Raw genomic sequence first — 10,924 nt, forward strand, 5'->3', positions numbered from 1 at the left:
GCGGAAAACCGCGCATCGAAAAAACTCGAGTTGACTACCATGGTAGCCTACACTTAGATGCGAGCCGGCTTGCGGACGAGCGGGCCGGAGGGGCGCGAACGGCCGATGGCAGGCGCCGAATGCAATTCGCAGATGCGGGATGGATTGAATGGAACAGACCTGGCGCTGGTTCGGACCGAAGGATGCCGCCACGCTTGCCCATGCTCGCCAAGCGGGGGCGACCGGCATCGTCACCGCCCTGCATGACATTCCCTATGGCGAAGTCTGGCCGCTGGAGGCGATCCTCGAGCGCAAGGCGATCATCGAGGCGGACAAGTCGCTCGGGCTGCGCTGGAGCGTCGTCGAAAGCGTTCCGATGCATGACGACATCAAGCTCGGCCGCGGCGATCTCAACCGGCTCTACGAGAATTTCCGCCAGACGCTGCGCAATCTCGGTCAGGCCGGCATCCGCACCGTCTGCTACAATTTCATGACCCTGCTCGACTGGACGCGCACCGATCTCGCCGTGCCGCTGCCCGGCGGCGCGCGCGCGCTGAAGTGCAACATGCACGAGGTCGCCGCCTTCGATTGCCACGTGCTGCAGCGGCCGGGCGCCGAGCGCGACTACAGCCAGGACGTGCTGCAGCGGGCGAGCGAGTGGATGGACACCACGCCGGCCGCGGCGAAGACGCAGCTGCTCGCCAACATCATGGCCGGCCTCCCCGGCGCCTTCAAACGTTACGACGTCGAGGAGCTGCGCGGCGTTCTCGCCGAGCAGGCCGAGATGAACCATCCCAGGCTGCGCGCCAATCTCGTGCAGTTCCTGCAAGCCGTCCTGCCGGCGGCCGAAGAAGCGGGCGTGGTGATGTCGATCCACCCGGACGACCCGCCGCGCGACATCATGGGCCTGTCGCGCATCGTCAAGAACGCCGACGACATCGCCTTCATCCTGGAGAGCGTGCCGTCGCCGTCCAGCGGATTGACGCTCTGCTCCGGCGCGCTCGGCGCCAATCCCGACAACGACGTTCCGGCCATCGCCAAGCGCTTCGCTGACAAGATCTTCTTCACGCATCTGCGCAACGTGACGAAGGAGCCGGACGGCTCGTTCATGGAAGCCGACCATCTCGGCGGCGACGTCGACATGGTGGCGGTGATAAGCGTCCTCATGGAAGAGGAGCAGCGCCGGCGCGCCGAAGGCCTGCCGAACGCCCTCCTCCCGTTCCGGCCCGACCATGGCCACGACCTGATCGACGACGTGACGCGCCCGACCCATCCCGGCTATCCGGTGATCGGTCGCCTGCGCGGCCTGGCGGAGCTACGCGGCGTCATGACCACGCTCGCGCATCAGCGCGGCTACAAGCTGGCCCTGCAATGAGCCGAGCGCCCCGCATCCTGTGCGTCGGCGCGCTGACGCAGGATACGATCTTCCGCCTGGAGCAGCTGCCGCGCGGAGCGGGCAAGTTCATCCCGGCCGAGGCGGTGCAGAACGCTGCCGGCATGGCGTCGAGCGCCGCCACCGCCGCGCGCCGCCAGGGCGCGGTGGTCTCGCTCTGGGCCAGCGTCGGCGACGACATGCTGGGCACGGAGCTGACCGCCGAACTCACCGCCGAGGGCATCGACTGCTCGGGCGTGCGCCGCGTCGCCGGCGCCCGCTCGGCGATCGCCACCATCCTCGTCGATGCGGCGGGCGAGCGGATGATCGTGCCATTCTACGATCCACGCGCCACGACGCCGCCGGATGCCCTGCCCTTCGATCTCTCCGGCTTCGACGCGGTGCTGACCGACGTGCGCTGGCCGGGCGCGGCCGCGCTGGCGCTCCAGGGCGCCAAGAAGGCCGGCATCCCCGCCATCCTCGACATCGACGTCGCGGCGCGGCCGATCCTGGAGGATCTTCTGCCGCACGCCACCCACATCGTCGCCTCGGAGCCGGCGGCGGCGATCCTCTGCGGCGAGGTCGCCGTCGAGGAAGCGGTGTCGATGCTGCACGCCCGCACCGGCGTCTTTGTCGCCATCACCGCGGGCGGCGCCGGAACCTATTGGCGCGACGAGGCGACGGGCGCGATCCGCCACACGCCGGCGCCGAAGATCACCCCAGTCGACACGCTCGCCGCCGGCGACGTCTTCCACGGCAGCTTCGCCGTCGGCCTGGCCGAGGGCTGGGACATGGAGCGGACGATCCGCTTCGCCTCGGCCGCCGCCGCGCTCAAATGCCTGAAGTTCGGCGGCCGCCTCGGCGCGCCCACCCGCACCGAGACAACAGCCATGCTGGAAGGACAACCGGTCTGATGACGAACCCGCTCGAACCCAGATTGCGCCGGGCCGCGATCGTGCCGATCGTGCAGCCGCGCTCCGTCGATTTCGTGCTCTCCCTCGCCGAACAGCTTGCCGAGGGCGGCGCGGAGGCGATCGAGATCGTCATGCGCAGCGACGCCGCGCTGTCAGCACTCGAGGCCTGTCGCCAGCGCTTCCCCGAGTTGCTGGTCGGCGCCGGCACGATCCTGACGTCGGCCCACTATGACGCTGCCGTCAACGCCGGCGCGCAGTTCGGCATCAGCCCCGGCTTCGCGCCCGACGTCTGCGCTCATGCGCAAAAGGGGCCGATCCCGCTGGTGCCCGGCGTCCAGACGGCGAGCGAGGTGATGGCGGCGCAGGCGGCTGGGTTCAGCCTCCAGAAATTCTACCCGGCCGAGCCGGCCGGCGGCACGGTGGTGCTGGCCGATTTCGCCAGCATCTTCACGTCGGTCAGCTTCATGCCGAGCGGCAAGATCCAGCAGTCCCATCTCGCCGGCTACGGCAAGCTCCGCAACATCACCTCGGTCGGCGGCTCGTGGATGTATGCCGACGGCTCGGCCGAGACCATCCGCGACCGCATGGCCGCATCGCTTGCCGCGATCCGCGCGGCGCGCGGCTGAATTGCTCCGGGTCGGCCTGGCACGTCAGGCCGGCCTCGCACTACCGAAAACCGATCATTTGACTACCATGGTAGTCGAATGAGATAAGCCGATAGAGGGAGAAGCCGCATGGCGGCAGTAGCACAGGCACAACGCGCGCTGGTCACGGGCGCCGCCATGGGCATCGGCCGCGCGGTCGCCGAAAGGCTCGCCCGCGACAAGGCGTCGATGGTCCTGCTCGATCTCGCCGCCGAACCGCTGGAAGCGCTGGCGGCCGATCTGCGCGCCAAGGGCTGCGACGTCCACACGGTGGTCGGCTCGGTCGCCGATCGCGCCGTCTGCGAAAAGGCGGCTGCTACGGCCCGCGAAAAACTTGGTGGCCTCGACCTGCTCTCCCACAATGCCGGCATCCAGCGCTACGGCACCGTCGAGACGACCGACGAGGCGCTCTGGGACGAGGTGATGAACGTCAACTTGAAGGCCGCCTACCTGATCTCGCAGGCCTGCATGCCGATGCTGCGCGAGAGCCATGGCGCCGTCGTGTTGATGTCGTCGGCGCAGGGCCTCGCCAGCCAGGAGGGCGTGCTCGCCTATTCCGTCGCCAAGCACGGCCTGATCGGCATGACCAAATCGATGGCCGTCGACTATGCGCCGCTCGGCGTGCGGGTCAATGCGGTGGCGCCGGGCGCCGTCAACACGCCGATGCTGCGCGAGGCCGTGGCGCTCAACGAGAACCCCGCCGCGCTCTGGCGCGTGCTCGACGGCATGCATCCGCTCGGCCGCACCGCGCAGCCGGAAGAAATCGCCGAGGTGGTCGCCTTCCTCGGATCCCAGGCCGCCTCCTTCGTCACCGGCGAGGTCGTCCGTGTCGACGGCGGCCTGCTGTCGAGGATCGGCGGTTCGCCGCGCAAGGATTAGTCCATGTCCAACGTCACCCTTCGCGAGCTCGTCAAGGTCTATGGCCGCCAGGTCGCCGTCAAAGGCATCGACCTGGAGATCGAGGCCGGCAGCTTCGTCGCCTTTGTCGGGCCGTCCGGCTGCGGCAAGTCGACGACGCTCCGCATGATCGCCGGGCTGGAGAGCGTCTCGCATGGCGAGATCCGCATCGGCGGCCGCCGCGTCAACGACGTCGCCTCGCGCGATCGCGGCATCGCGATGGTGTTCCAGTCCTATGCGCTCTATCCGCATATGACGGTCTACGAGAACATGGCCTTCGCGCTCAAAGTGGCGAAGGTCCCGCGTGAAGAAATCGACCGGCGGGTGCGCCACGCCGCCGACATCCTGCGCCTGACCGATTATCTCGACCGCCGCACCACGGCGCTTTCCGGCGGCCAGCGCCAGCGCGTCGCCATGGGCCGCGCCATCATCCGCGAACCGCAGGTCTTCCTGTTCGACGAGCCGCTCTCCAATCTCGACGCCCAGCTGCGCAGCGCCATGCGGGTCGAGATCAAGCGGTTGCACCAGCGCCTCGGCACCACCGCGATCTATGTCACGCACGACCAGATCGAGGCCATGACCATGGCCGACAAGATCGTCATCATGCGCGACGGGCTGATCGAGCAGGCCGGCGCACCCCTCGACGTGTTCGAGCGGCCGGCGACGCAGTTCGTCGGCCAGTTCATCGGCTCGCCCGCCATGAACATCCTCGCCGGCCGGATCGCCCGCACCGCCGAGGGCCAGCCCGCGATCGCGATCCTGAACGGGCCGGTGATCGCCGTCGACGGCGCCGCCTTCGACCTGCCCGGCGAGGGCCGGCCGGTGTCGCTCGGCATCCGCTCGGAGGACATCGTGCCCGAAGGCCACGGCATGCCGCCGGAACGGGCGCACCGCTTCGAAGCGCGGGTGAACCTGACGGAATCGCTCGGCAACGAGACCCTGATCTTCGCCGAATTCGGCGGCGCCGACGTGACCAGCCGCATGCAGCGGCCGCGTCCGGTGGCCGACGGCGAAACCCTCGCCTTCCTGCTGAACCAGGAGCGGGTGCACCTCTTCGACGCGGATACCGGCCGCTCGTTGCGCAGATAACAAGATCCGAAAACGCAAAGTCTCTGGAGGAGAGAGCCATGCAGAAGAAACTGACCAAGCTCCTGGCCGCTATGGCCCTGGGCATGACCTTCACGGCGACGGCGGCTTCCGCCGACCCCGTCACCGTCTTCCACGACAAGCCGTTCTACCAGTCCGGCTGGGACGGGCTGACGGCGACGGCCAAGGAAGACGGCATCGACCTGAATTTCAGCGCCTACGCCACCGACCAGTTCCAGGCCTATATCCAGTCAAGCCTGATGTCGGGCGAGGCGCCGCAGGCCTTCACCTGGTGGAACGGCACCAAGCTCAAGGAAATCGTCGACAGCGGCCAGCTGGCGCCCCTCGACGACCTCTGGGCCAAGAAGATCGCCTCGGGCGAATATGACGCCTCGAGCGCCGCTCCCTTCACGGTCGACGGCCACATCTACGGCATGCCGACGGGCCTGAACCGCTGGGTCGTGTTCTACAACAAGGCGCTGTTCGAGAAGGCAGGCATCGCCAATCCGCCGGCGACCTGGGAGGAACTGATCGCCGCCGCCGACAAGCTGAAGGCCGCCGGCATCACCCCGTTCAACGCCAGCATCCAGGACGGCTGGCGCGGCTTCGTCTGGTTCCAGGAACTGCTGCTGCGGACCAATCCGGAAGCCTATGCGCTCCTCAACCAGGGTAAGCTCAAATACACCGACGAGCCGGTCAAGAACGTCTTCAAGATCTGGAACGACTTCTACGCCAAGGGCTACTTCACCGATCCGGCGAGCCAGGAAGAGCCGCTTGATTTCGCCCGCGGCAAGGGCGCGATGTATCTGTTCGGCGACTGGGTCATTGGCCTGGTCGAAAAGGGCGGCATGAAGGCCGGCACCGATTTCGGCGCCTTCATCATGCCGAATGTCGATCCGTCGCTGTCGAACAACGTCATCGTCGAAGGCGCGCCGATCGTCATCACCAAGGCTGGCCTTGAGAACCCCGACGTCGTCAAGTTCGCCGACTGGTACATGAGCGAGAAGGCCATGAACAGCTGGGCCACCGATCCCGGCCTCTATGCCGGTAACCTCAAGGCGAAGACCCCGAACACGATCATCACGGACATCGCCAAGATCGCCGCCGACGGCAAGTACAACTCCGTCACGCGCTACTGGGAAGCCTCGCCTTCCGAGATCGTGCTGCCGGCCGTCGAGGAGTTCAACCGCTTCATGACCAATCCGTCGCCGGAAGCCGCCGACAAGGCCATGGCCAATATCGAGGCGATCGCCTCGCAGTACTGGGCGAACCACCAGTAGTCCGACGCTCCCCGGCAGGGCCGCCACGCGCGGCCCTGCCGGTCCAACAGACCTGCATGCACCGAGGCGCGGGAAACGAGACATGACGCAGCACCGACAAGCCTTCGCCCTGCCGCCCGGCGCGCCCTCGATCGACCAGATGATCGCCGCCGAACGCCGCCGAGCCCGCAAGCGGCTATGGACCGGGCTCGCCTTCATGGCGCCGGCGATCGCCTTCGTGGCGATCTTCCTGCTGCTGCCAGTCGTCTTCAATCTCTACGCGTCGCTGACGCAATGGGCGAAGTTCTCCGGCCTGAACCAGTTCGCCGGCCTCGCCAACTACCAGCGCCTCGCTTCCAGCCCGAAATTCTTCGACGCGACGCTCAACACCATGATCTGGGTCGCCGTCTCCTTCGTGCTGCCGGCGACGATCGGCCTGTCGCTCGCCATGCTGTTGCGCGGCGTCAAGGGCGAGGAGACCTTCAAGTCGATCTTCTTCCTGCCGCGCATGTTCTCCGCCACCGCCGTCGGCGTCATCTGGTATTACGTCTATGCCGGCGACGGCATCGTCAATTCGGGATTGCGCGCCATCGGCCTCGGCGACCTCGCCAGCCGCTGGCTCTATGAGAGCCATCTGGCGACGCCGGCGATGATCGTCACCCATATCTGGCAACAGGTCGGCCTGATGATGGTGCTGCTGCTGATCGGGCTCAACGCGCTGCCGAGCGAGCCGATGGAAGCCGCCAAGGTCGACGGCGCCTCGCGCAGCCAGATCTTCCGCCACATCGTGCTGCCGCTCCTGATGCCGACGCTGATCATGGTCACCACCGTCTCGGTGCTCGCCGGCTTCACCTCTTTCGATCTCGTCTGGGTCATGGGCCGCGACTTCCCCAACCGCTCGACGCTGACGCTCTCGGTCAACCAGTACTGGGAATCGTTCCGGGCCGGCTCCTGGGCCTATGGCGCGGCGATCGCCGTCGTTCTCGGCATCATCGCGATGAGCATCTCCTGGTCGCTCGGCGCGCTCCAGCACCGTCTCGACAAGCGCTGAGGGTCACGAAATGTCCGCAACCACCTTCGACCTCGCCACGCTCGACTTCGACGCCATCGCGCGGCGCAACGACCAGGCGCGCACGCAGCGGATCCTGCTGTTCGCCATAACCGCCATCCTGGCGCTCGCCTGGGTGACGCCGTTCTATTACCTGGCGATCTCGATCTTCAAATCGAACGCCGAATATGGCCTCGGCAATCCGCTCGCCCTGCCGACCTCGATCACGCCGGTGTTCGAGAACATCGCCGAGGCCTGGTCGAAGGCGAAGATGGGCTCCGGCATGCTGAACTCGCTGCTGTACGGCCTGGTCGGCGGCGGGGCGGCGATCTTCATCGCGGCGCTGGCCTCCTATGGGCTGACCCGGATCGAGTTTCCCGGCAAGGGCTTCTGGTTCATGCTGATCTTCTCGGGCACCATCTTCCCGCTGCAGATGTACCTGATCCCGCTCTTCATGGGCTACAACAAGCTCGGCATGACGAATTCGCGCATCGGCATGATGCTGTTCTACACCGCCGTCTGCATTCCCTTCCCGGTGCTGGTGCTGCGCAACTACATGGCCGGCCTGCCGCGCGAGATGGACGAGGCGGCCCGCATCGACGGCTGCTCGGAATTCCGCATCTTCCGCTCGATCATCCTGCCGAATTGCTGGGCGCCGATGGCGACCTTGTTCCTGATCCAGTTCACCTGGATCTGGAACGACCTGATCTTTTCCATGGTTTTGACCAGCCGCGAGGATGCGCGCTCGCTCATGAACGGCCTGATGGTGCTACAAGGCAGCTACGCCAACACCACGCCGAACGTCGTGATGACGGCGACCTTGCTCGCCAGCCTGCCCAGCGTCGCGCTGTTCCTGCTGCTCCGCAAGCACTTCATGAACGGCCTGAAACTGCAAAGCCTGTAGGAATTCCGACCATGGCGCGAGATCGCGTGACCCGCACCAGTTCGGCAATCTATCCCGAGGCGACCCCGGCCGGCTCGGTGGCGCAGCGAACCTTCGACACGCTGCTCGACGAGATCATGGAGTTCCGGCTGAAGCCGTTCGAGCTGATCTCGGAAAAGGCGATGTCGGAGGCGCTCGGCGTCAGCCGCACGCCGGTGCGCGAGGCACTGGCGCGCCTCGCCAGCCTCGGGCTGATCGACATCTACGCCCAGCGCGGCAGCGTGGTCGCGCCGCTCCGCCTCGCCAATCTGCGCAAGTCGCAGTTCCTGCGCGAGGCGCTGGAGGTCGGCCTGATCACCCGCGCCATCGAGAGCCCGCAGCGTGGCGAGCTGGTGCAGAAGCTGAAGGACGAACTGGCCTTGCAGGATACGCTGATGTCGATCTCCGACGATCAGCGCTTCTTCAAGTCGGACGAGTTGTTCCACCAGCATATCGCCGCCTATGCCGGCTTCCCCGGCATCTGGGCGGATATCAGCGCCGCCAAGCTGCACATGGACCGCTTCCGTCATCTGTCTTTCCCGCGCATGGACAGCATCGCCGCGGTGCTCGACCAGCACCGGACCATCGCGGCGGCGATCGAGCGTGGCGACAGCCAGGCGGCCGAGGAAGCGATGCGGAGCCATCTGCGCCGGATCTTCTCGGTGCTCGACAAGGTGCAGGAGCGCTATCCGGAATATTTCTCGACATCCGCCCTGCCCGAGCCGTCGCGGATCCAGCGTTTCGAGGGCGATCTGCAGCTCGGCGCGCCCGTCGAGACCTGACGGGCGCCGCTCTCCCGGTCCACCTCCCCTGTCCGCGTCTTGAAACGCGGCGCCGGCGCGCTCTTTAGAAGCAGGAAGCCGGAGCCGGCTTCCGCGCAGCGTTCAACCGGGACGGATCATGAAAACCTACAAGGTCGGCTATTTCGTCGGAAGCCTCGCCAAGGCCTCCATCAACCGCAAGCTCTCGGGCGCTCTGATCAAGCTCGCGCCGCCGAACCTGCAGTTCACCGAGATCTCGTTCAAGGACCTGCCGCTCTACAGCTACGATTACGACGCCGATTTCCCGCCGGTCGCCAAGGCGTTCAAGGCGGCGATCGCCGAGAACGACGCGCTGCTCTTCGTGACGCCGGAATATAACCGCTCGATCCCCGGCGGGCTGAAGAATGCCATCGACTGGGCGAGCCGCCCCTATGGCACCAACTCGTTCGCCCGCAAGCCGTCGGCGGTGATCGGCACCTCGCCGGGCGCGATCGGCACCGCCGTCGCCCAGCAGAGCCTGCGCAGCGTGCTCTCCTTCTGCAACGCGCCGCAGATGAACGCGCCCGAGGCCTACATCCAGTTCAAGCCCGGCCTGATCAGCGACGACGGCGAGGTCAGCGCCGAATCGACCGAGCAGTTCCTGCGCAACTACATGGAAGCGTTCCACATCTTCATCGCACGGGTGATGCAGGTGCTGCCGCGCGACGCGTAAGTCGTTCTGCCGGTTCACGCTTGCTTCACGCGAACCGATATCCGCTTCGAAATTGCTCTAGCCGAGGCGGACCAGCCCGCGCGGCAGGTCGTTCAGCACCTCGATGCCCGTCTCGGTGACGACGAGGCTGTCCTCGATCGTCAGCGCGCCGATGCCCTTGCCGTAGAACGGCGTCTCGAAGGCGAGCGCCATGCCCGGCTCCAGCACGACATCGCTGTCGGCGGCGAAGAAGGGCCATTCCTCCGAGCCGACGCTGGCGCCGATCGAATGGCCGAAATGGCCGCGCCGGTAGCCGGGATAGCCGGCGGCGCGCATGGCAGCGACCGTCGTCTCGAACACGTCCGCCATCAGGGCGCCCGGCCGGATCACCGCCAGCCCTGCCTCGAAGGCGTCGGCGAGCGCCGCATGGATGTCGCTGGCGCGCCGGTCCGGCTCAGCAAATACAAAGCTCCGCGCCGTATCCGAGGTGTAGCCCTCGATCAGGCAACCGACATCGGCCTTGAGGATCGCGCCCGGCCCGACCTCGCCGCCGCCGCTCCAGGGATCGGGCCCGACCGACATGTAGTCCCAGACGCCCGTCAGCGCCGTCTCGCCGCGCCGCGCGGCCTCCGCCGCGACGCCGTCGCGCCAGAGCCGCGTCATGTCCTTGGGCGCGTGGCCGGCGCGGATGCCGGCGCCAAGCGCACGGAAGCCGGCGTCCGAGAGCGCGCAGGCGCGACGGATGCAATCGAGCTCGCGCGGCGATTTCACCGCCCGCAGCCGCCGGACCACTTCCGAGCCGTCGACCCAGTCGATCTCCGGCAGCGCCGCCCGCAGCGCGGCAAAATCGGCCGCCGGCATGAATTCGAGGTCGACGCCGATCCGCGCCCGGCCACGCCCGCGCTCGCGCAGCAAATCGCCGAGCACAGCGAAGGCCGTCTCGATGCGGAACGTCGTCGGCCGCGGCGCGAAATGGTCGGAGCCGCCATTGTCGCGCCGGTAGCCCGCCGTCACCAGCTTGGCGGTGTCCGGCTCGGCCGGATCGAAACCACCGATATCAACCTGATCGATCCAGAGCGGATGGGTGCGGATGTCGAGCGCCGGGGCGCGGCGCGCCAACGCGTCGGCATTCAAATCGCCGACGATGGCGCCGATGCGCGCGTCCGGGTCGGAGGGCACCAGCGCCGTCGCCCCGCCCGCGCGTCGCCACATCGCGGCGACGCCGGCCGGCAGGCCCGTCGCATAGGAGAAGCTCTCCGGCTGGGTCAGAACCAGCGCGTCGAGGCCGCGTTCGTCGAGCAGCCTCTTGGCGCGCCGGCGGTCGAGATCGGACATGGGACTCAGTCTCTCT

The 10,924-nt window shown here is 67.2% G+C and carries 11 protein-coding genes; 10 read left to right on the forward strand and 1 reads right to left on the reverse strand.

Features of this window, described 5'->3' with window-relative positions; all coding sequences use genetic code 11:
• Positions 1-148: 148 nt before the first annotated feature.
• The 10 genes from uxuA to G342_RS0109860 all read left to right on the forward strand — a co-directional run bounded on the left by uxuA (position 149) and on the right by G342_RS0109860 (position 9,594).
• A complete protein-coding gene (uxuA, locus tag G342_RS0109815; protein WP_018182963.1) occupies positions 149-1,354 on the forward strand; it encodes a mannonate dehydratase in 1,206 nt (401 codons plus the stop codon).
• A complete protein-coding gene (locus G342_RS0109820; RefSeq protein WP_018182964.1) occupies positions 1,351-2,265 on the forward strand; it encodes a PfkB family carbohydrate kinase in 915 nt (304 codons plus the stop codon). Before uxuA ends, G342_RS0109820 begins: the two co-directional genes overlap by 4 nt.
• A complete protein-coding gene (eda, locus tag G342_RS0109825; protein WP_018182965.1) occupies positions 2,265-2,891 on the forward strand; it encodes a bifunctional 4-hydroxy-2-oxoglutarate aldolase/2-dehydro-3-deoxy-phosphogluconate aldolase in 627 nt (208 codons plus the stop codon). The genes G342_RS0109820 and eda overlap by 1 nt, the downstream gene beginning before the upstream one ends.
• A gap of 108 nt (positions 2,892-2,999) precedes the next feature.
• Complete coding sequence (locus G342_RS0109830) at positions 3,000-3,788, forward strand: SDR family NAD(P)-dependent oxidoreductase (RefSeq protein ID WP_018182966.1); 789 nt, start codon at positions 3,000-3,002, stop codon at positions 3,786-3,788.
• A gap of 3 nt (positions 3,789-3,791) precedes the next feature.
• Complete coding sequence (locus G342_RS0109835) at positions 3,792-4,895, forward strand: ABC transporter ATP-binding protein (protein ID WP_018182967.1); 1,104 nt, start codon at positions 3,792-3,794, stop codon at positions 4,893-4,895.
• A gap of 38 nt (positions 4,896-4,933) precedes the next feature.
• Entirely contained in the window at positions 4,934-6,172 is a 1,239-nt protein-coding gene (locus G342_RS0109840; protein ID WP_018182968.1) for an ABC transporter substrate-binding protein, read from the forward strand.
• Between the two features lie 82 nt (positions 6,173-6,254).
• Positions 6,255-7,202 (forward strand): carbohydrate ABC transporter permease, encoded by a 948-nt coding sequence (locus tag G342_RS0109845; RefSeq protein ID WP_018182969.1) that lies wholly within the window; start codon positions 6,255-6,257, stop codon positions 7,200-7,202.
• A 10-nt stretch (positions 7,203-7,212) separates the two neighbouring features.
• Positions 7,213-8,103: a carbohydrate ABC transporter permease gene (locus G342_RS0109850; RefSeq protein ID WP_018182970.1), complete on the forward strand. Its 891-nt coding sequence runs from the start codon at positions 7,213-7,215 to the stop codon at positions 8,101-8,103.
• Between the two features lie 11 nt (positions 8,104-8,114).
• The gene (locus G342_RS23760; RefSeq protein ID WP_018182971.1) at positions 8,115-8,903 is read left to right on the forward strand and encodes a GntR family transcriptional regulator; all 789 of its coding nucleotides are present in this window, start codon (positions 8,115-8,117) and stop codon (positions 8,901-8,903) included.
• 118 nt (positions 8,904-9,021) lie between these two features.
• A complete protein-coding gene (locus G342_RS0109860) occupies positions 9,022-9,594 on the forward strand; it encodes an NADPH-dependent FMN reductase (RefSeq protein WP_018182972.1) in 573 nt (190 codons plus the stop codon).
• Positions 9,595-9,651: 57 nt separating this feature from the next.
• Here the strand turns inward: G342_RS0109860 and G342_RS0109865 are convergent, their stop codons facing one another.
• Positions 9,652-10,908, reverse strand: a complete 1,257-nt coding sequence (locus G342_RS0109865) for a M24 family metallopeptidase (protein WP_018182973.1) — start codon at positions 10,906-10,908, stop codon at positions 9,652-9,654.
• Positions 10,909-10,924: the final 16 nt, after the last annotated feature.

The sequence above is a fragment of the Kaistia granuli DSM 23481 genome (assembly GCF_000380505.1).
In the GTDB taxonomy this organism is placed as follows: Bacteria; Pseudomonadota; Alphaproteobacteria; order Rhizobiales; family Kaistiaceae; genus Kaistia; species Kaistia granuli.